The organism is Cupriavidus sp. UME77 (assembly GCF_014170355.1).
Taxonomy (GTDB): domain Bacteria; phylum Pseudomonadota; class Gammaproteobacteria; order Burkholderiales; family Burkholderiaceae; genus Cupriavidus; species Cupriavidus basilensis.
Map to the genome: position 1 here is coordinate 84,015 of NZ_LZZU01000046.1, position 19,606 is coordinate 103,620.

Annotated in this window: 16 protein-coding genes, 1 tRNA gene, 1 pseudogene and 2 riboswitches; of the genes and pseudogenes, 7 read left to right on the top strand and 11 right to left on the bottom strand. The window is 68.0% G+C overall.

Translation table 11 applies throughout. The features are described from left to right. Positions 1-80: 80 nt before the first annotated feature. The 6 genes from arfB to A9975_RS18320 form a co-directional block, all read right to left on the bottom strand. On the bottom strand, positions 81-485 hold the full coding sequence (arfB, locus tag A9975_RS18295) for an alternative ribosome rescue aminoacyl-tRNA hydrolase ArfB (protein WP_150992873.1): 405 nt from the start codon (positions 483-485) through the stop codon (positions 81-83). Between the two features lie 65 nt (positions 486-550). Next, entirely contained in the window at positions 551-976 is a 426-nt protein-coding gene (locus A9975_RS18300) for a lytic transglycosylase domain-containing protein (RefSeq protein ID WP_220810815.1), read from the bottom strand. 52 nt (positions 977-1,028) lie between these two features. Further along, positions 1,029-1,436 carry a hypothetical protein gene (locus tag A9975_RS18305; protein WP_183034062.1) on the bottom strand — a complete coding sequence of 136 codons (408 nt, stop codon included), beginning with the start codon at positions 1,434-1,436 and terminating at the stop codon, positions 1,029-1,031. A gap of 57 nt (positions 1,437-1,493) precedes the next feature. Continuing rightward, entirely contained in the window at positions 1,494-1,859 is a 366-nt protein-coding gene (locus A9975_RS18310) for a hypothetical protein (RefSeq protein WP_183034117.1), read from the bottom strand. 429 nt (positions 1,860-2,288) lie between these two features. After that, entirely contained in the window at positions 2,289-3,197 is a 909-nt protein-coding gene (locus tag A9975_RS18315; RefSeq protein ID WP_183034063.1) for a DMT family transporter, read from the bottom strand. A 71-nt stretch (positions 3,198-3,268) separates the two neighbouring features. Beyond that, positions 3,269-4,090 carry an AraC family transcriptional regulator gene (locus tag A9975_RS18320; RefSeq protein ID WP_183034064.1) on the bottom strand — a complete coding sequence of 274 codons (822 nt, stop codon included), beginning with the start codon at positions 4,088-4,090 and terminating at the stop codon, positions 3,269-3,271. Between the two features lie 53 nt (positions 4,091-4,143). On the opposite strand from A9975_RS18320, the gene A9975_RS18325 reads away from it, so the two are divergent. Next, the gene (locus A9975_RS18325) at positions 4,144-4,494 is read left to right on the top strand and encodes a GNAT family N-acetyltransferase (protein WP_370564919.1); all 351 of its coding nucleotides are present in this window, start codon (positions 4,144-4,146) and stop codon (positions 4,492-4,494) included. Between the two features lie 142 nt (positions 4,495-4,636). Here the strand turns inward: A9975_RS18325 and A9975_RS18330 are convergent. Beyond that, positions 4,637-4,712, bottom strand: a tRNA-Arg gene (locus A9975_RS18330). A 388-nt stretch (positions 4,713-5,100) separates the two neighbouring features. Here A9975_RS18330 and A9975_RS18335 point away from each other — a divergent pair. After that, positions 5,101-5,982, top strand: coding sequence for a cytochrome c5 family protein (locus A9975_RS18335; RefSeq protein WP_183034065.1), 882 nt, complete (start codon positions 5,101-5,103; stop codon positions 5,980-5,982). 64 nt (positions 5,983-6,046) lie between these two features. Here A9975_RS18335 and hemN read toward each other — a convergent pair whose 3' ends face one another. Beyond that, on the bottom strand, positions 6,047-7,459 hold the full coding sequence (gene hemN / locus A9975_RS18340; RefSeq protein WP_255503305.1) for an oxygen-independent coproporphyrinogen III oxidase: 1,413 nt from the start codon (positions 7,457-7,459) through the stop codon (positions 6,047-6,049). A gap of 371 nt (positions 7,460-7,830) precedes the next feature. Between hemN and A9975_RS18345 the strand changes: the two are divergent. Further along, positions 7,831-8,955: pseudogene (locus tag A9975_RS18345) on the top strand (ABC transporter substrate-binding protein); the annotation flags it as partial. Between the two features lie 59 nt (positions 8,956-9,014). On the opposite strand, the gene A9975_RS18350 reads toward A9975_RS18345, so the two are convergent. Beyond that, positions 9,015-10,193 (bottom strand): ATP-binding protein, encoded by a 1,179-nt coding sequence (locus A9975_RS18350; RefSeq protein ID WP_183034066.1) that lies wholly within the window; start codon positions 10,191-10,193, stop codon positions 9,015-9,017. After that, positions 10,165-10,896 carry a response regulator gene (locus A9975_RS18355; protein WP_183034067.1) on the bottom strand — a complete coding sequence of 244 codons (732 nt, stop codon included), beginning with the start codon at positions 10,894-10,896 and terminating at the stop codon, positions 10,165-10,167. The genes A9975_RS18350 and A9975_RS18355 overlap by 29 nt, the downstream gene beginning before the upstream one ends. Positions 10,897-11,278: 382 nt before the next feature. Between A9975_RS18355 and A9975_RS18360 the strand changes: the two genes are divergently transcribed. Next, positions 11,279-11,878, top strand: a complete 600-nt coding sequence (locus A9975_RS18360; RefSeq protein ID WP_183034068.1) for a hypothetical protein — start codon at positions 11,279-11,281, stop codon at positions 11,876-11,878. A 303-nt stretch (positions 11,879-12,181) separates the two neighbouring features. Here the strand turns inward: A9975_RS18360 and A9975_RS18365 are convergent, their stop codons facing one another. Then, positions 12,182-14,278 carry a UvrD-helicase domain-containing protein gene (locus A9975_RS18365; RefSeq protein WP_183034069.1) on the bottom strand — a complete coding sequence of 699 codons (2,097 nt, stop codon included), beginning with the start codon at positions 14,276-14,278 and terminating at the stop codon, positions 12,182-12,184. 234 nt (positions 14,279-14,512) lie between these two features. After that, positions 14,513-14,600: riboswitch (glycine riboswitch) on the top strand. A gap of 21 nt (positions 14,601-14,621) precedes the next feature. After that, positions 14,622-14,778, top strand: a riboswitch (glycine riboswitch). A gap of 98 nt (positions 14,779-14,876) precedes the next feature. Here A9975_RS18365 and gcvT point away from each other — a divergent pair. From gcvT to gcvP, 3 genes are all read left to right on the top strand, one after another. Continuing rightward, complete coding sequence (gene gcvT, locus A9975_RS18370) at positions 14,877-16,016, top strand: glycine cleavage system aminomethyltransferase GcvT (RefSeq protein WP_150987479.1); 1,140 nt, start codon at positions 14,877-14,879, stop codon at positions 16,014-16,016. A gap of 100 nt (positions 16,017-16,116) precedes the next feature. After that, the gene (gene gcvH, locus A9975_RS18375; protein WP_150987481.1) at positions 16,117-16,497 is read left to right on the top strand and encodes a glycine cleavage system protein GcvH; all 381 of its coding nucleotides are present in this window, start codon (positions 16,117-16,119) and stop codon (positions 16,495-16,497) included. Positions 16,498-16,598: 101 nt separating this feature from the next. Beyond that, the gene (gene gcvP, locus A9975_RS18380) at positions 16,599-19,520 is read left to right on the top strand and encodes an aminomethyl-transferring glycine dehydrogenase (protein ID WP_183034070.1); all 2,922 of its coding nucleotides are present in this window, start codon (positions 16,599-16,601) and stop codon (positions 19,518-19,520) included. Positions 19,521-19,606 lie beyond the last annotated feature (86 nt).

A 19,606-nucleotide genomic window follows, 5' to 3' on the forward strand; every position in this document is an offset into this window, starting at 1 on the left:
GCTAGGCGCGCGGCCGCAGACAGTACAAGTGGTACGGCCAAGGCCGCGCAACGACGCCAGAATCTTTTTGAAGCGGCCTCTTAGTCCACCACCTTGCCGCGCTGCGCCTTGACCTGGCTGCGCTGGCTCTTGCCTTCGAGGCGCCGCATCTTCGAGCCGAAGGTAGGCCGCGTGGGGCGGCGCGTGCGCGGCGGCGTAGCCACGCTGCGCACCAGGTCGTGCAGGCGCTGCACCGCCTCTTCCCGATTCATCTCCAGGCTGCGGTGTTGCTGCGCCTTGATCACCACCACGCCATCGCGCGTGATGCGGTGGTCATGCAACTGCAGCAGCCGCGCCTTGTGCCCTTCTTCCAGCGACGAGGCACGGACATCGAAACGCAGGTGGACCGCGTTGGACACCTTGTTGATGTTCTGCCCGCCCGCGCCTTGCGCGCGGATCGCGGTGATCTCGTATTCGGTGTGGAGGATGGTGATGTCGGGCTGCATGGCACGCATGATAGCAAGGGCCGGCGCGGCCCGCTCCCATGCGCGACCCGTGTGCTACCCATGCGCTAGCGGGCAGACGGCAGCTCGCCCCAGGCCACCAGGATCCGCTGGATGCTGCGCGCGTAAGCGTCGCGCTGCCCCGGCGATTCGGAGTGGTAGGCGCCAATGGCGCGCCAGGTGTTGCCATGCCTCACCATCTTTTGCTTTAGCAGCCAGGCGGCGACAAAGACGTTGACGCATGAGTTGGTCAGCGCGCGACTCGGCACCCCGTGGCGGGCCAGGTCATTGAAATGCACTGAGTTGATCTGCAACTGCCCGACGTCGATCGACCCGTTCGCATTGCGGTTCACCGCGGCGGGATCGCCCTTCGACTCGAACCACGCGATGGCACGCAGCACCGAGGGGTTGACGCCTTGGTAGGTGCCCGCTTGCTCGAAGCAATCCTGCGCGCGGGCCGCACCATGGAACAGCAACAGCGAAACCACCAGCAAGCTGCCGGCGAGCCCGCGGTGCTGGCGTAGGCCGGCCGCCTTCGTATGGGCGTTAGCGGACACGATGGATGCCCTCGCTTGCCAGACGTTGGCGATGATCTTCAGCCGGCCCCGGCGGGGACGACTGCAGCAGGGCCAGGTCGAGCTGATGTCCGATGGTGTCCAGGTACGCACGCGAGGTGTCCGACACCACCAGCCGCACTACCGGCGCCAGGCTCTTGCGTTCCGGCGCGGGCGGCGCTTTGATCCGGGCCCTGGCGGTGTGGCCCACGCGCGGCGCGCTGAGCTCGTCACCGCCGCTCGCGGGCGGCAACATGGCCAGGGTTGGCAGCGGTGGATAGACCTTGTCCGCCGCCGGCGCGGCTGCGGGCAAGGCAGGACGGACATCGGCGCCAGGCTCGGTGGCAAGGGCCGGCATGGCCAGCGCCAGGCTGGCGGCAAACAGGATGAGGCGGTGCATCGGCTGCGGCTCCTAGTTGCGGTGTGATTGCGGTGTGATTGCGGTGCTATTGCGGCGTTATTGCGATTGCGCCGTCTTGACGGTCACGCTGTACGGCTGGCTCGTGCCGGCCGTCAGGTTCTCGAGGTGAACGGCGGTGGTGCGCTGTGCCGGTACACCCTTCCAGATCGCCTGGTTGAGGTAGGGCAGGTCCTGGCCGAGCGCGGTGACGACGATGGTCGCCGGCTGCTTCTGCCGGGCCGCCAGCGCGCCGGCCTTGGCAAGCACGGCCGCGAGCTGCGCATCGCGCGCGCCAAGCGCATCAGGCGGGATCACGAAGCTCGCGATCGTGCTCTGCGGCGCCGGCGCGTCCGCCGTCGCAGAGGCTGGCAGTTGGGCACAACCCGCCAGCGCGAGCAAGGCTGCCGAGCCGGCCAGCGGCATCGCCAGGCGCTTTGCCCACGCGCCCTGCAGCCGAGGGGGAGCGACGGCCTGGCGCGTCCGTTCGCGGGGCACTTTGTCAGCGATATTGCACATGGAATGGCCTCCCGAGGCGTTTAATGCGGGCCATTTACGCATTGGGCCGATCGGGCGAAAAGGCGCAATTAAGGGGAGAAATTGCTTCTGTTTGCGGATTGACAGTGCCTCCCACCGGGCAGCCGTAGTGCGCGCAGGCGCGGCTGCGCGCCGGCCATGGCACTTTTCGGGAAGGCACGTGCTCGACAAGCCGCGCGGCGCAAAAGCGAAATGCTCCACGCGCCATACCGCGAGCGCCGCCGGAAATCGCCCGCGACGGTTCCTCCTCAGCCCGAAACCTGCCCAGGCGCGCGCAGCTGTATCACCGGCACAACGCGCGCATCGCCATGATTGCGCTCAAGGCCCCCGCACCGCGCCCTGGCGTGCCGGCCGCACCAGTAGCAGGCTTGCCACAGCCATGAGCACGCAACTGACACCGGCCACCTGGGCCACGCTGACCCGCTCGCCCAGCAACACCGCCGCCAGGACGACCGCCGACACTGGCGCAAGCGCGGTAAACAGCGCCGCCTCGCTGCCGCTCGTGCGCGCCGAGCCCGCGTACCACAGCAGGAATCCGCCGACCGTCGGCACGATTGCGTAGTAGATCACCGCACCCACCGCCTGCGTGGAAAACGTCAAAGTCCACGGCGCCTCGAACACAGCGAACAGCGCCGATGCGACCAGCCCGATGCCGCACATGAGCGCTGATAGCGCGAGTGGCGCAATCGCCTGGTCCAGCCGCCGGTTGAGCAGGATGAACAGCCCCTCGCACACGACGGCTCCCAGGACGAGCGCGTTGCCGAGCAAGGAATGCCCGCTGCCGGCGCTGGAAGGAAAGGCAACCATGACAATCCCCGCCGTGGCCAGCCCGATCGCGAGCATGAGGAAACGATGGGGCCGCTCGCCAAGCAGCAGGATCGCGATGACCGCCGATACCACGGGCAGCGTACCAATGATGACGCCCGCATCCGCGGCCGAGGTCAGCCGCAGACCGGAGATCAGCAGCGTCGTATAACCCACGCTGCCCGCCGCCGCCTGCACCACCAGCGTGATCCGGTCACGCCCGCGCGGCCTAGGCCAAGATGCGCCGGTCAGTCGCATTGCGCCCAGCAAGCAAGGCAAGGCGATCGCGAACCGCAGCGCGGTGGCCGTGAACGGCGGCAGGCCGGACGCAATGACTTTGCTGGCAATCACGGTGCTGCCAACCAGCACCATCGCAAGGGTCAGATAGAAATACCCCAGATAGCTTCCCCGCTTGCCCGGCATGCGCAGCCCCCGCCATGGAAAAGCAGCAGGCTAGCCGGGCCGGCACATCGGGTCTTGAACGAAATTGCAGCTCAGCGCACCACGGCCGCATAGGCGCGCGGCGACACGCCGTACTGGCGCACGAACATCCGCGTCATGTGGCTCTGGTCGGCAAAGCCGCTGGCGGCGGCCGCATCGGCCAGGGCCTTGCCCTGCGCAATCAGCGCGCGAGCCAGATGGATGCGTCGCTGCAAGAGGTACGCGTGCGGCGTCAGCCCGGTTGCCTTGGAAAACGCACGCAGCAACTGGAACCGGCTCAGCCCGGCAACCTCGGCAAGTTCGGCCAGCGAGACGGCTGCGGCCGGATCATCGTCGATCAGGCTGCGCGCCCGATCGATCGCCCCCGCCTGTGCCCCCGCCTGCGCGCCTGCGCTGCGTGCAAGGCCGGGATCCGCCACCCGCGCCAGCAGGGCGAGCAGCATCGCTTCGCGCTGCAGATCCGAGCCAGCGCCGCCGCCGGCCGTAGCGAGCAGATAGAGCTGCTGGAAGCCGGCCGCCACCGCCGCATCGCTGACGACCGGGTTGGGGAATTCGCACTGCCTCGTCCTGCCTTCGCTCAGGTCCAGGCTGGCCCGCGCGATGCATGCGGGATCGAAGTAAAGCATCCGCCACGAGCGCCCGGCGTCGCCGATGGGCATGCCATCATGCACCTCGCCCGGGTTGACCATGATCATGTCGCCCGGGCCCGCCTCGACCATGCCGCGCCCGCTGTGCGACCTGTGCGCGCCCTGCCAGATCACGCCGATGCCAAATTGCTCGTGGGTATGCCGCGCAAAGGTGTGGCGCGTGCTCGCCTCGACGGCCTCCACGCCAAGCATCTCGCAGCGAAGGATCCTGAATTGTCCTGAGCGCATTCTGTGCTCCCTTTTGCGCGACGATATACCAGCGAGAGATTGTCAGCACGCCCGTGGACGAAAGGTACGTTACCGCCTTCCACGCCATCGCCGCGGACCCGAATCAGCGTCTCGTGGTAGCCGTGGATGGCGGCACGGCCATCGGCACGCTGCAACTGTCGTTCATACCCGGCATCGCCCGCGCAGGTGCATGGCGGGGGCAGATCGAAGCGGTTCGCATCGCGGTGCCGTTTCGCAGCGCAGGGCTCGGCCAGCAGATGTTCGACTGGGCGATCTCGGAATGCGGGTCCCGCGGTTGCGCCATCGTGCAGCTCACCACCGACAAGGGCCGTGCGGATGCGCACCGGTTCTACGAAAGGCTTGGCTTTGTTGCCGGCCACGCAGGCTACAAGCTGATCCTCTAGGCCTGTCGAAAACGGGAGGCAAGGAAACGGGGAAGCTGGGGTGATGCCACTGACGGAAGTGCCAACACTGAAGCTAGGTGCAATTTAGCTACAGTGGGTGTTCAAGGTAGTGGAGGGAAGTGCCGCAATCCCTTGTCAGGATTGGTGCGCCCGGCTGGGATCGAACCAGCAACCCCTGCCTTCGGAGGGCAGTACTCTATCCATTGAGCTACGGGCGCACAGGGTATGACGGGGTACAACGCGGGCAGCGCGCGAGTGCCGCTGCCGGAAAGTCGCATAGCATACCGTGTTTGGCGAAAGACGTCCACGCCGGGCTGAAAAGTGCAGCCAGATGACGTCTCTTGCAAGCCGCTTTTGCCTCCATACGGTAAGTCTTTGGGGCTATAATCGCGAGTTATTTGTGTAAAAAAGGGGCTGCGCAACGTCCACATCAGGTCCGGGGATGATGGTGCCGCGCCCTGCTGGCTGGCCCGTTTCGGGGCAGTTGGCACCGGATAATAGTCCGATGCGCGCAATTGGCCAGGGGGAATTGGCCACCGAGCAAGCGGCCACATAAGCAGCCGATCGCGAGCGGCCACAGGTTTCCTGCAAAATTGAGAGTTGAGTATGAGCGACGTCCATAACGCACAAGACGAACACGAGTCTCCCATCAAGACCCCCAAGCAGCTGATCGCTGTGGTGATTGCCGCCTTCCTGGTGCCAATCATCGTGATCATCCTGCTAGTCAACTTTGTCGGACACGGTGCCAAGGAAGGCGCGGGTTCTACCGCTACCGTGGAAGCTGTCAATGACCGCATCAAGCCGGTCGCCTCGCTCGAACTGAAGGACCCGAACGCACCGCGCGTCTACAAGACGGGCGAGCAGGTCTATAAGGAAGTCTGCGCTGCCTGCCACGCCACCGGTGCTGCCGGCGCGCCCAAGTACAGCAACGCTGGTGACTGGGCTGCGCGTATCGGCCAGGGCTTTGACGGCCTGCTGAACTCCGTGCTGCATGGCAAGGGCGCCATGCAAGCCCGCGCCGGCACCACCGCCGACGACTACTCCGATTACGAACTCGGCCGCGCCGTGGTCTACATGGCCGACGCCGGTGGCGCCAAGTTCCCGGAACCCGCCGCGCCCGCCGCCGCTCCGGCTACGGCTGCTGCCTCGGACGCCGCTGCGCCTGCGGCAGCCGCTGCTCCGGCCGCTCCCGCAGCGGCACCTGCAGCCGCCGCACCGGCTGCCGCAGCTGCAGCCGCGCCGGCTTCCGCCGAAGTGGGCAAGAAGGTCTACGAACAAGTCTGCGCCGCCTGCCACGCGGCCGGTGTTGCCGGTGCGCCGAAGTTCGGCGACAAGGCAGCCTGGGCTCCGCGCCTGAAGGAAGGCATGGACGCCGTGCACGCCTTCGCCCTGAAGGGCAAGGGCGTGATGCCGCCGAAGGGTGGCTACGCCGGCCCCGACGCCGACGTGATGGCCGCAGTGGACTACATGGCCAACGCTTCGAAGTAAGCGCAAGCAGCTCTCAACAAAAAAGCCCGCGGCATGCCGCGGGCTTTTTGCTTTCCGGTGTGACTCAAACCACGCGCGAGTAGCGCGTTGGCATCGGCAAAGGCGTACCCGCATCAGCGCTCCGGATGGCAGCGGGCTCGGTGCGCCGGGCATCCTCGCGCAGGAAGCCGTCGAACACCATGGCCAGGCGGCGCACCAGCAAACGCCCCAGCGGTGTCACCTCGATGCGCCCAGGCTCACAGCGCACCAGCCCGTCTTCGGCCAGCCGCGCCAGTTCCGTCAGCTCGTGCGCGAAGTGCTCGGCAAAATCGATGCGGTGGCGCGTTTCGACCGCCGCCATATCCAACACGCCATTGCACATCAGCGCGCCAATCACATCGCGCCGCAAGTGATCTTCGTCACGCATGGCGAAGCCGCGCATCACGGGCAGCACGCCGGCGTCGAGGCCACTGTAGTAGTCATCCAGCGTGCGGGCGTTCTGCACGTAACGGCCCGCCACTGCGCCGATTGACGAAACGCCGAAGCCGAGCTGGTCATGGCCGGCGTGGGTGGAATAGCCCTGGAAGTTGCGCTGCAGCCGGCCCTCGCGCTGGGCCACGGCGAGCGCGTCGTCCGGCAGCGCGAAGTGGTCCATGCCGATGTAGACGTAGCCCGCGGCGGTCAGCTGCTCGATCGTGCCGACCAGGATGTCGAGTTTTTCGGCAGCGGCCGGCAGTGCGCGTTCGTCGATGCGCCGCTGCGGCTTGAACACGTGCGGCAGGTGCGCGTAGCTGTACACCGAGAGCCGGTCCGGGCGCATTGCCAGCACTTGTTCCACGGTGGCGGCAAAACGCGCCGTGGTCTGGTGCGGCAGGCCGTAGATCAGGTCCATGCTGACCGAGCGGAAACCCAGCCGGCGCGCGGCGTCGACGACCGCCTGCGTCTCGGCCAGCGATTGCACGCGGTGGATGGCGCGCTGGACCTCGGCGTCGAAATCCTGCACGCCCAGGCTGATGCGGTTAAAGCCAAGTTCCGCCAGCAGCGCCATCTGCGTGTCACCGATGCGGCGCGGGTCGATCTCGATCGAGTGCTCGCCCTCGGGCAGCAGGTGGAAGTGCTGGTGCAGCGCGTCCATGACACGGCGCATCTCGGCGGGATCGAGGAAGGTCGGCGTGCCGCCGCCCCAGTGCGACTGCACTACCTCTCGCCGCGTGCCGATCTGCTGCGCCACCAGCGCCATCTCGCGCGCCAGGTAGTCCACGTAGCGGGCGCTGCGACGGTGGTCCTTGGTGATGATCTTGTTGCAGCCGCAGTAGTAGCAGATGTTCTCGCAGAACGGCACGTGCACGTACAGCGAGAGCGGCGCGGCGGCTTTGGCGGTGTTGGTGGCGCTGGCAGCGCAATCGGCCAGCGCCTGCTGGTAGTCCTGCGCGCCGAAGCCGCCGTGGAAGCGGTCCGCCGTCGGGTACGAGGTGTAGCGCGGGCCGTTGATATCCATGCGCCCCGCCAGCGCGCGAAAGTCCGACAAGGCATGCGGATCCGGCGCTGCCGCGCCCCGTCCCGCCGGCTTGCCGGTGCAGGCGGCGCCGCACTTGCCGGAGCAGGTGCGGGACTGGCTCGAGACGGCAACGGCAATGGGAACGGACATTGCATTGGGAAACGGGGCGGGGGCAGTCGCAGCCATGGGGCGGCCTTTGTCGTGGATTCGATGGCCCATCGTAGGGCGCGCCGCCCGCGCCTGCGTTGACCGGGGTCAAGCCGCGGCCCATGACATGCCCGGCGTCATGCCAGCGTCACCTGGGCCGGATAGGCTGCGCGGCGCTCTCCCCCAATCATGCCATTGCTCTGTACCTGGCCTCGCGGATTCCCATGCACGCTTCTTCCCTGATCGCCAACCCCGCACGGCCGCCGCGCCGCCGGGTCCTGGCCGCGCTTGGCAGCGCCATGCTGGCGCCTGCCTCCTTGCTGGCGCAGGCGCCGCCGCGCCGCCCGCTGGTGATCGGCCACCTGGTGGACCGGGGCGGCGCCCAGGCCGACCTGGCACGCGACTACCTGGCGGGGGCCAAGGTGATGTTCGATGCGGCCAACGCCGGCGCGCGCGAGCCGCGCGTGGTGCATGTGGTGCGCGAGGTCGACGCCGATCCGCGCGCGGCCACGGCGCAGGCGCTGTCGCTGGTCGACGGAGAGCGGGCGGAATTGCTGTTCGGCCCCAGCGATGCCCTGCTGCCGGTGCTGGCCGCCTCGCCCGAGCTGGCCCGGCGCGGCGTGCAGATCGTGGCGCCGTTGTCGGGGCTGTCGCTCGCGGCGGATCATGTCTGGTACACGCGGGCCGACTACCGCAGCGAGCTGGATGCGGCCATCCGGCAGTTGCGCAGCTATGGCCTCAAGCAACTGGTGCTGGCCGTGGCGCCGGATTTTGCGGCCGGCAGCCTGGCTAGCGGCACGCCGTGGCGGCGCCAGGCCGAGCAGGAGCCGGGACTGCAGGCACTCACGCTGGATGCGGGCAAGGGCAGCGACGCCGGGGCGGTCGCGCAACGCATCGCCGCCGCGCGCCCGGCCGCGGTGATCGTGGCAGGCGATACGCTGGCCTATGGCAACCTCGGCCGCGCGCTGGCGGCGCGCGGCTGGTACGGCTTCCTGGTGGGCTTGTCGGCGGTCAATTCGCTGGCGGCACGCGAGATTCTTGGCGCCGGCTACACCGGCGGCATCGTGCTGACGCAGATCGCCCCGGGGCCGCAGGACCTGACCCTGCGCGTGGTCAAGGAGCACGTGGGCCGGATGAAGCAGTTCCTGGACGAGCCCGCCTCGCCGGCCACGCTGGCCGGCTATATCGGCGCGGCCTGGCTGGTGCGCACGGCGCTGGCTGCGCCGCGCGGGGCCAGCCCGGCGGACCTGCGGCGCGCGCTGCAGGCCCGTGTCGACGTGGGCGATTTCGTGCTGGATTTCACGCGCGGCTCGCGCGGCTCGCAGTATGTGCAGCTTGCCGCAATGGGTGGCGGCACGGCACGGCACGGCACGGTGAGCGGTAGCGTTGGCACCGGGCCGCCCGCGGCTCAGGCGCGCGGCAGCACGATGCGCACCCGCAGGCCGCCTTCCGCCCGGTTGGCCAGGCTGAGCTCGCCGCCGTGGCGCGAGACAATATCCGCGGCGATCGACAGGCCCATGCCGACCCCGCCGGTGGCACGGTTGCGCGAGGATTCGAGCCGGTAGAACGGCTCCAGCACGCGCGCCATTTCCTCCGGCGGAATGCCGGGGCCGTTGTCGCACACATCGATCACCACCCGCTCGGGGCTGTCCGCCAGTTCAATGCACGCGCTGCCGCCGTAGCGGTGCGCGTTCTCGACCAGGTTGACCACGGCCCGGCGCAGTTCGGCCGGATAGGCCAGCAGCGGCTCGGCGTCGCCAGACAAGGTGACGTCCTGGCCGACTTCCGTGGCATCGTCCACCACGGCCTGCAGCAAGGCATGCACATCCACCCGCTGGCGCGGCGCGGCGGCGCCGTCGCGCTCGCGCAGGTAATACAGGGTGGCATCGATCAGACCGTTCATCTCCGCCAGGTCCTGGCGCAGGCGATAGCGGACCTGGTTGTCGTCGACGCCTTCGATGCGCAGGCTCATGCGGGTGAGTGGGGTGCGCAGGTCGTGGGACACGGCAGCCAGGAAGCGCGATTGCTGTGCCAGCTGGGTGCGGATGCGCTGCTGCATGTGGTTGAAGGCCTTGGCTGCGGCGCGGGCCTCGGCCGGGCCGCTGTCTTCGTCCAGCGGCGGGGCATGCACGTCCTGGGCCAGCCGGCCGGCGCTGCTGGCCAGGCGCTGGACCGGCCTGGCCAGCAATCGCGCACCCACCCAGGACGCGGCCACAATGGCGGCGAGCTGGAACAACTGGCCCAGGCGCGGCGGCCCAAGACCGTGGGTGCGGCGCGGGCGGCGTGGCGGCACTGGGGCTCCGGCTCCGCCTTGGCCGTTGTCCGCGCGCGCCTCGGCGTCCGGCGGCGGCGGGGACTCGCCCCGCCGCCCCTCTTCACCCGGGGGCGGCGGCGGCATCTCGTCGCCGGGCACGAAGGTGAACCCGGTATGCCCCGGGCGCGGGAACACACTCTCGATGACCGTGACGCCGAGCAGATGCACGGCCAGCATGATCGCGGCCATCACCAGGAACAGCCGGATGAACATGGAGTCGTGGCGGGCTACCCAGCCCGCGCGCTCAGGCTTCGACGGCACCGGTGAAGACATAGCCCTCGCCTCGGACGGTACGGATCAACGTCGGGTCGCGCGGATCGTCGCGCAGCTTCTGGCGCAGGCGCGAGACCAGCAGGTCGATGCTGCGATCAAAGACGTCGAGATCGCGGCCGCGCGCCTGGTTGATCAGCAGCTCGCGATCCAGCACGCGGTTCGGATGCTCGATAAACGCCAGCAGCAGCCGGAATTCCGCATTGGACAACGGCACCACGGTTTCCTCGCCATCCACCAGCTGGCGCAGCGTGGTGTTGAGGCGCCAGCTGCCGAAGCGCAGTTCATGGCCGCCCGCCGCCGCCGGGCGCTTTACGCCGCCGCCCCGGGCACGGCGCAGCACGGTGTGGATGCGCGCCACCAGCTCGCGCATCTCGAAGGGCTTGGTGACATAGTCGTCGGCGCCCACCTCCAGCCCGACCACGCGGTCGGCCAGCTCGGTGCGCGCGGTGAGCATGATTACCGGCAGGTTGCTGCGCTCGCGGATCTCGCGGCACAGCGTCAGGCCGTTTTCGCCGCGCAAAGAGAGGTCGAGCACCACCAGGTCGTAGTCGCGCGTGGCCATGGCGGCGCGCATGGCGGCGCCGCCCTCGGCGCCGTCGGCTTCGATGCCAAAGGTGGAGAGGTACTCGGCCAGCATGGCGCGGATCTGCGGATCGTCGTCGACGATCAGCAAATGAAGGGGCGAGGCGGGAGAATGGTCCATCGGGTTTCGTCGTGCTTTGCAGCGGTTCGCCGCGTCGTGCGCGGCAGGTTGGTGCGCCGGCAGGCCGGTATTGCAGCGGATTCGGGCGAATCAGGGAGGCCCGGCAAGCCGCCGCCGCCGCCAGGGATTCACTCTACCAGCCCGGCGCGGCGGCCTGATAGGCAGGGTGTGGCCGCTTTGTACCGGGCTTGATACAAAGCGGCTTGCCCGGCGGCCCGCTTTGTACGGCATTGCTTCCGCGCGCTGACCAAGCGCTCAAGCAATAGCGGGCCGGCCTTTCTAAGATGTCATGTCGTTATTCCGCCGCTTTTGTGCCTGCCAGTTCCTGACCGGCGGGCCACGGCAGCCCGGCGCCCCCGCATGACCTCCATGGAGAATCCTTGTGACCCAGCCCCAAGCCTTGTTGCCCCGCCTCCGCGCCTTGCTGTCCCTTGCCGTGCTGTGCGGCGCCTGCGCCTTGACGCTGCCGGCGCACGCGCTGCAGACCAGCCCGCTGGCGGTTGCCGGCCCCGGCCGGCCGGCGGCGCCCACATCGCTGCGCGACGCGCTGGCGCTCACGCCTGCCCAGGCCACCCTGTGGCAAACCGCCCTGGACGCGGCGCGGGAAGCGCATGCGCACGCGCTGGAACTGCAGGCGCGCTTTATCCGCGAGGGCGGCGGCCCCGGTCAGCCGGAGGGTCCCGAGTCGTCGCTGCGCGCCCGCGCGGAGCGGGAAGACCGCCTGCACGATGCGCTCGACAAGGATCGCCGCGCCGTGCGCGATCGCTGGATCGCATTTGAAGAAAGCCTGGATGCCGGCCAGCGCAAGCGCCTGCGCGACATGCCAGAGGGCCGTTTGGCGGGTCCGCCGCAGGGCGCATCCGCCCACCCTTTCCCCGGCGCCATGGCAGGCCCCATGCCCTGCACCTTCGGGGCGAACGGCCCATTCGGCGTACCCGGCGCTGCGGTGCCTCACCAACTAGGAGCGCCAGATGCCCGGTAAGCCCCTCGACCACGCAAGCCCGGTAGCAGGCGCGCGCCTGATGGCCACGGGACCTGGCGGATTCCCAAAAAAAACGCCCCCGGACCCAAGTGCGGAGGCGCAGAACAGGGAAGAAGTCGGGCGTGCTGCCCGGCCACGCCACTCCGAAGGGACGGAACGGCGCGGCGCCTGGTCCATACGTCGGGCCAGGCACCGGCGATGTTAGACAGACATCGGGCGAGGGTCATGTCCCGCTTGTAGGCTAATGTATCGACTTTGTACGATTGGCACCGGGATGGGGCACGGAACACCGGCCGGGGCCGGTCATGCCGAGGTCTTGCCGGGCGTTCCCAGCAAGGCCTTGAGTCCGGCCAGGCGGTCCTTGGGGCTCATGGCGGGCGTTTCGTCCTTGATCGCGGGGGCCTCTTCGAGCTTCATCTCGCCGATAAAGCGCGAGGGCTCGCAAGAGTAGGTATCGCGGGCGCGCTTGCGCTTCTTGCACCAGCTCAGGTGCAGGCTGCGCTGCGCACGCGTGATGCCTACGTACATCAGGCGGCGCTCTTCCTCGATCTTCTCGTCGCTCATGTCTTCGTCTTCGCGGCAGTGGGGCAGGATGCCCTCTTCCACCCCGACCAGGAACACGTGCGGGTACTCCAGCCCCTTGGAGGCGTGCAGCGTCGACAGGCGCACCGCGTCGGGATCTTCCTCGCGGCCTTCGAGCATGCTCATCAGCGCCACCGTCTGGGTCAGCTCCAGCAGGTTCTTGCCCTCGTCGCCAAAGCCATCGGCGGTGTCGAAGCCGGTGGCCTCCTCGCCCTCGCCCGTGGCCTCGGGCTTGGTGCCCTTGCGCTTGAGCCAGTCGAGGAATTCCAGCGTGTTGGTCCAGCGCGACTGGGCCTGGCGCTCGTCGAAGGTGTCGTACAGGTAGGCCTCGTAATGAATGCCTTCCATCATGTCGTCGAGCACCTGGGTGGCGGGATCGCTGGCCGCGCGCCCGGCCAGGCGCACCATGGCTTCGCAGAACACCCGCAGCGGCTCCAGCTGGCGCGGCTGGAGCTTGCCTTCGATGCCGCCCATCATGGCCGCCTCGAACAACGACACCTTGGCCTGGCCGGCGAAGGTGCCAAGCACTTCCAGCGTGGTATTGCCCACGCCACGCTTGGGCGTGGTGATGGCGCGGATGAAGGCGGGATCGTCGTCCGGGTTGGCGATCAGGCGCAGGTAGGCGCAGATGTCCTTGATCTCGGCCTTGTCAAAGAAGCTCTGCCCGCCCGAGAGCACATAGGGAATGCGCTCGCGGCGCAGGATCTGCTCGAACAGCCGCGCCTGGTGGTTGCCGCGATACAGGATGGCGTAGTCGCGGAACTGCGCGCGGCGCTCGAACTTGTGGGCCGACAAGCGGAACACGACCGACTCCGCCTCGTGCTCCTCATCGTTCATCGGGTTGACGGCAATGGGGTCGCCCATGCCGTGCTCGCTCCACAGCTTCTTGTCGAACAGCTTGGGATTGTTGGAGATGACCGCGTTGGCCGCCTCCAGGATGCGCACGGTGGAGCGGTAGTTCTGCTCCAGCTTGACCACCTTGAGGTCGGGGAAATCGGTCTGCAGCAGCTTGAGGTTGTCCAGCGTGGCGCCGCGCCAGCCGTAGATGGCCTGGTCGTCGTCGCCCACCGCGGTGAAGGCCGGCGCGCGCAGGTGCGAGCCGCCGGCGAGCTGCTTGAGCAGCTGGTACTGGCAGGCGTTGGTGTCCTGGTACTCGTCCACCAGGAAGTAGCGCAGCCGGTTCTGCCAGCGCAGGCGCACCTCTTCGTTGCGCGCGAACAGCTCCGCCGGCAGGCGGATCAGGTCGTCGAAGTCCACGGCCTGGTAGGCATGCAGCGTAGCCACGTAGTTGCGGTAGATCAGCGCCGCCTGGTGATCGTCGGGGTTGTCGGCCTGGGCGATGGCGGTCTCGGGATCGACCATGCCGTTCTTCCACAGCGAGATGGTGCTCTGCACGCTGCGGATCAGCTTCTTGTCGGTGGAGGCGAGCTGCTCCTGCACCATGCCAAAGCAATCGTCCGAGTCCATGATGGAGAAGCGCGGCTTCAGGCCCACGTGCTCGGCCTCGGCGCGCAGGATCTGCACGCCCAGCGAGTGGAAGGTGCTCACCGTGATCTGCTTGATGGGAATGCGCTTGCCCTCGCGCGTGGTCTTGCCTTCCATCAGCTTGGCGATCCGCTCCTGCATCTCCTTGGCGGCCTTGTTGGTGAAGGTCACCGCGGCGATGTGCTTGGGCTGGAAGCCCTTGTCCTCGATCAGGTGCGCGATTTTCTGCGTGATCACCCGGGTCTTGCCCGAGCCGGCGCCGGCGAGCACCAGGCAGGGGCCGTCGAGGTAGCGAACGGCTTCGGATTGGGCAGGGTTGAGTCCGTGGGTCATGCGAGGGCTGGTGGTGATGCTGGGTGGCGGGATGGCCGGCAAGGCGGGCGCGGGCTTTTGCGCATGGCAAAGGCAGCACATGCACGGGCGCGGCCAAGGCCACGGGTGAAGCCTGCGGCACAGCAAAAGCCATCGGAGCCGCAGATGTTAACACGCCGGCCAGCCGGCCCGCGGCTGCGCCCGGGCTGGCGCGCGAGCGCGTTGACAAGCCCCCGAGGCTGGCTGTAGAGTCGCGCCATCCGACCGGGAGAGCGCGCAGATCTTGCGCCGCCGAAGGGGTATCACCCGAAAACTCTCAGGCACCATGGACTGGTTGGATCGGCTTGCAACATGCACACGATGCACGCCGTACTCTGGAGAGCGGCACCCGCCACTGATCGATTCCGTCGACAGCCTTGGTGAGCGTGCCCACCGAAGGGGCGCGCAAGGTTTGGATTTCCGGCAGTTCAATTGGGATCCCGCCTTGTAATCTCTCAGGTATCGAGGACAGAGGGGTCATCCGCCGCAGCGGATCTGGCAGCGCTATGGCGCGCCGAATCCTGCGGCGGATGGCCCTTTTTCGTTTTCGAACCGAGATTTGCCTTCCCCCGAGGATTCCATGACGCTCCAGGCCACGCCCCTCAACGCCATCCACCGCGCACTCGGCGCCCGCATGGTCGACTTCGGCGGCTGGGACATGCCGGTCAACTACGGCTCCCAGATCGAGGAACACCATGCCGTGCGCAGCGATGCCGGCATGTTCGACGTCTCGCACATGTGCGTGGTCGACCTCAAGGGCGCCAATGTGCGCCCCTTCCTGCGCGGCCTTCTGGCCAACAACGTCGACAAGCTGCAAACGCCGGGCAAGGCGCTGTACTCCTGCATGCTGGATGAGAAGGGTGGCGTCATCGACGACCTGATCGTCTATTTCTTCGCCGAGGACTATTTCCGCCTGGTGGTGAACGCTGGCACCGCCAACAACGATATCGAATGGATCGCCGCACGCAACGCCGCCACCAATAGCGGCGTGCGCATCACGCCGCGTCGCCACGACAATGCGCCCGACGGCGTGGACCCGCTGGCCATCGTTGCGGTGCAGGGCCCGAATGCCCGCGCCAAGGTGTGGAGCGCCTTCCCCTCGACGCAACCCAGCGAAGCCCTGAAGCCGTTCAACGCCGTGGTGGTGCAGGATCCCGCCCTTGGCGAAGTCATGGTGGCACGCACCGGCTATACCGGCGAAGACGGGTTCGAGCTGGTAGTGCCAGCCGAGAACGTGGCCGGCCTGTGGGAAAAGCTGATCGCCGAGGGCGTGCGCCCGGCGGGCCTGGGCGCGCGCGACACGCTGCGCCTGGAGGCCGGCATGAACCTGTACGGCCAGGACATGGATATCCACACCTCGCCGCTCAACGCCGGCCTGGGCTGGACCGTGGACCTGCAAAGCGAACGCGACTTCACCGGCAAGGCTGCCCTGGTCGCCGGTGGCAAGACCCAGCAGTTCGTCGGGCTGATCCTGCGCCCGGCCAACGGAAAAGCAGGCGGCGTGCTGCGCGCCCACCAGAAGGTCATTACCCCTGCTGGCGAAGGCGAAATCACCAGTGGCACCTTCAGCCCCTCGCTGTCCCAATCCATCGCTTTTGCCCGCCTGCCGCTCGACGTTGCGCTCGGCGCCGAGGTGCAGGTCGAGATCCGCGACCGCAAACTCGCCGCGACTGTGGTTAAACTGCCGTTTGTGCGCAATGGCAAGGCACTCGTGAGCTGAACGCTCGCACCGGTCACAGCGCGCCCGCCGGCGGTTACCCCGTCGAACATCGACATCCCCCGGCGGGCGCTGAATAACAAATTGAATCTGGAGCAATCCCATGAATTTCCCCGCCGACCTGAAATACACCGAGTCCCATGAGTGGGTGCGCGTCGAAGCCGACGGCACGCTGACCATCGGCATCACCGACCACGCGCAGGACGCGCTGGGCGACATCGTCTTCCTGGAACTGCCGGAAGTGGGCAAGTCGGTCGGCGCCGGCGACGCGCTGGCCGTGGTGGAATCGGTCAAGGCCGCGTCCGACATCTACGCTCCGGTGGCAGGCGAAGTGATCGCCATCAACGACGCCGCCGCCGCCTCGCCGGAAAGCGTCAATGCCGACGCCTTCGACGCCTGGCTGTTCAAGCTCAAGCCGGCCAACAGCGACGACGTGAACGGCCTGATGTCGGCCGACGCCTATAAGGCCAACGTCGGCGCCTGATGCCAGATCGTCATTCCCGCGCCACGGGAATGACGGATAAAGACTGCCGCGACGCGGACCGGGCCGACCACCCGCCGCACCGCTCCCACGAGATTCTTGCCATGAACGCCCCCCTGCCCATGACTGCCGCCCAAGTTGCCCGGCCCACGCTGGCCGAACTGGAGGCGCGCGACGCCTTCGCCTCCCGCCATATCGGCCCCGATGCCGCCGAGCAACAGCACATGCTCAAGGTGCTCGGCTATGACAACCGCGCCGCGCTGATCGACGCCGTCATCCCCGCCGCCATCCGCCGCCGCGACGGCATGCCGCTGGGCGAGTTCACCGCGCCGCTGACCGAAGAAGCCGCGCTGGCCAAGCTGCGTGGGCTGGCCAGCAAGAACCGCGTGCTCAAGAGCTTTATCGGCCAGGGCTACTACAACACGCTGACCCCGGGCGTGGTGCTGCGCAATATCTTCGAGAACCCGGCCTGGTACACCGCCTACACGCCCTACCAGCCCGAGATCTCCCAGGGCCGCCTGGAAGCCATGCTGAACTTCCAGCAGATGGTGACCGACCTGACCGGCCTGGACATCGCCAATGCGTCGATGCTGGATGAAGGCACGGCGGCGGCCGAAGCCATGACGCTGCTGCAGCGCGTCAACAAGCACGCCTCCACCACCTTCTATGTCGCGGACGACGTGCTGCCGCAAACGCTGGAAGTGGTACGCACCCGCGCGCTGCCGCTGGGCATCGAAGTCAAGGTTGGCCCCGCCGCCGAAGCGGCCGGCGCCCATGCCTTCGGCGTGCTGCTGCAGTACCCCGGCGTGAACGGCGATGTGGCCGACTACCGCGCCATCGCCGACGCGGTGCATGCCGCTGGCGGCCTGGTGGTGGCTGCCGCCGACCTGCTGGCGCTGACCCTGATCGCCGCGCCCGGAGAGTGGGGCGCCGACGTGGCGGTGGGCAACTCGCAACGCTTTGGCGTGCCGCTCGGCTTTGGCGGCCCGCACGCCGGCTACATGGCGGTCAAGGATGCCTTCAAGCGCTCCATGCCCGGCCGCCTGGTGGGCGTGACCATCGACGCGCAAGGCAACAAGGCGTATCGCCTGGCCCTGCAAACGCGCGAGCAGCATATCCGCCGCGAGAAAGCGACGTCGAACATCTGCACGGCACAGGTGCTGCTGGCCGTGATGGCCTCGATGTACGCCGTGTACCACGGCCCGCAAGGCCTCAAGCGCATCGCCCAGCGCGTGCACCGCCTGACGGCCACGCTGGCCGGCGGCCTGGAACAACTGGGCTACACGCGCACCAACGCCACCTTCTTCGATACGCTGACGCTGGAAACCGGCTTCAACACCGAAGCCCTGCACGCCTCGGCCACCGCGCGGGGCATCAACCTGCGCCACGCCGGCGCCACCCGCATCGGCATCTCGCTGGACGAGACCGCCTCGCGCGAGGACGTCGTCGCCCTGCTGGAAATCTTCGCCCACGGCAAGCCGGTGCCCAGCTTCGATGCACTCGAAGCCGCCGCGCAAGACGCGTTCCCGGCCGGCCTGGCGCGCCAGAGCGCCTACCTGACGCACCCGGTGTTCAACACGCACCACGCCGAGCACGAAATGCTGCGCTACCTGCGCATGCTGGCCGACAAGGATCTGGCGCTGGACCGCACCATGATCCCGCTGGGCTCGTGCACCATGAAGCTCAACGCCACCAGCGAGATGATCCCGGTGACGTGGCCCGAATTCAGCAAGATCCACCCGTTCGCGCCGCTGGACCAGACGGTCGGCTACCGCGAGATGATCGACCAGCTCGAAGCCATGCTGTGCGCCGCCACCGGCTATGCCGCGGTGAGCCTGCAGCCCAATGCCGGCTCGCAAGGCGAGTACGCCGGCCTGCTGATCATCCATGCGTACCACGCCAGCCGTGGCGAAAGCCACCGCGACATCTGCCTGATCCCCTCCTCCGCGCACGGCACCAACCCGGCGTCGGCACAGATGGCTGGCATGAAGGTGGTGGTGGTGGCCTGTGACGAGAACGGCAACGTCGACCTGGAAGACCTGGCGAAGAAGGCCGAGCAGCACAGCAAGAACCTCGCCGCGATCATGATCACCTACCCGTCTACGCACGGCGTATTCGAGCAGGGCGTGCAGCAGATCTGCGACATCGTGCACAAGCACGGTGGCCAGGTCTACGTGGACGGCGCCAACATGAACGCCATGGTCGGCACCGCCGCGCCGGGCCAGTTCGGTGGCGACGTGTCCCACCTGAACCTGCACAAGACCTTCTGCATCCCCCACGGCGGTGGCGGCCCGGGCGTTGGCCCGGTGGCGGTCGGCGCGCATCTGGCTGACTTCCTGCCCAACCAGGACAGCGTGGGCTATCGCCGCGACGACCAGGGCATCGGCGGCGTGTCCGCCGCGCCGTTCGGCTCGGCCAGCATCCTGCCGATCTCGTGGATGTACATCGCCATGATGGGCTCGGCCGGCCTGACCGCCGCCACCGAGAACGCCATCCTGGCCGCCAACTACGTGGCGCGCCGCCTGTCGCCGCACTTCCCCGTGCTCTACACCGGCCAGCACGGCCTGGTGGCGCACGAGTGCATCCTGGACGTACGCGCGCTGCAAAAGACCACCGGCATCTCCAACGAGGACGTGGCCAAGCGCTTGATGGACTACGGCTTCCACGCCCCCACCATGAGCTTCCCGGTGCCGGGCACGCTGATGATCGAGCCGACCGAGAGCGAGGCCCTGCACGAACTGGACCGCTTTATCGACGCGATGATCGCCATCCGCGCCGAGATCGCCCGCGTGGAAGACGGCAGCTTCGACCGCGAGGACAACCCGCTGAAGAATGCGCCGCACACCGCCGCGGTGATCACCGCCGACGTGTGGGAACACAAGTACACGCGCCAGGAAGCCGCCTACCCCGTGGCCGCGCTGCGCACGCAGAAGTACTGGCCGCCCGTTGGCCGTGCGGACAATGTGTACGGCGACCGCAACCTGTTCTGCGCCTGCGTGCCGATGAGCGAGTACGCGCAAGAGTAAGCTGGCATGAGGCCGGAGCGGCCGCGCGTTGCGGCGGCCCCGGCGCATCGCCCTCGCGCTATGCTCTGTGTGGATGCGCGGCCACC

Coding starts and splice junctions, on each gene's coding strand:
- arfB (WP_150992873.1), bottom strand. CDS start 485: ATGCAGCCCGACATCACCATCCTCCACACCGAATACGAGATCACCGCG.
- A9975_RS18305 (WP_183034062.1), bottom strand. CDS start 1,436: ATGCACCGCCTCATCCTGTTTGCCGCCAGCCTGGCGCTGGCCATGCCG.
- A9975_RS18310 (WP_183034117.1), bottom strand. CDS start 1,859: ATGCCGCTGGCCGGCTCGGCAGCCTTGCTCGCGCTGGCGGGTTGTGCC.
- A9975_RS18315 (WP_183034063.1), bottom strand. CDS start 3,197: ATGCCGGGCAAGCGGGGAAGCTATCTGGGGTATTTCTATCTGACCCTT.
- A9975_RS18320 (WP_183034064.1), bottom strand. CDS start 4,090: ATGCGCTCAGGACAATTCAGGATCCTTCGCTGCGAGATGCTTGGCGTG.
- A9975_RS18335 (WP_183034065.1), top strand. CDS start 5,101: ATGAGCGACGTCCATAACGCACAAGACGAACACGAGTCTCCCATCAAG.
- hemN (WP_255503305.1), bottom strand. CDS start 7,459: ATGGATATCAACGGCCCGCGCTACACCTCGTACCCGACGGCGGACCGC.
- A9975_RS18350 (WP_183034066.1), bottom strand. CDS start 10,193: ATGTCTTCACCGGTGCCGTCGAAGCCTGAGCGCGCGGGCTGGGTAGCC.
- A9975_RS18355 (WP_183034067.1), bottom strand. CDS start 10,896: ATGGACCATTCTCCCGCCTCGCCCCTTCATTTGCTGATCGTCGACGAC.
- A9975_RS18365 (WP_183034069.1), bottom strand. CDS start 14,278: ATGACCCACGGACTCAACCCTGCCCAATCCGAAGCCGTTCGCTACCTC.
- gcvT (WP_150987479.1), top strand. CDS start 14,877: ATGACGCTCCAGGCCACGCCCCTCAACGCCATCCACCGCGCACTCGGC.
- gcvH (WP_150987481.1), top strand. CDS start 16,117: ATGAATTTCCCCGCCGACCTGAAATACACCGAGTCCCATGAGTGGGTG.
- gcvP (WP_183034070.1), top strand. CDS start 16,599: ATGAACGCCCCCCTGCCCATGACTGCCGCCCAAGTTGCCCGGCCCACG.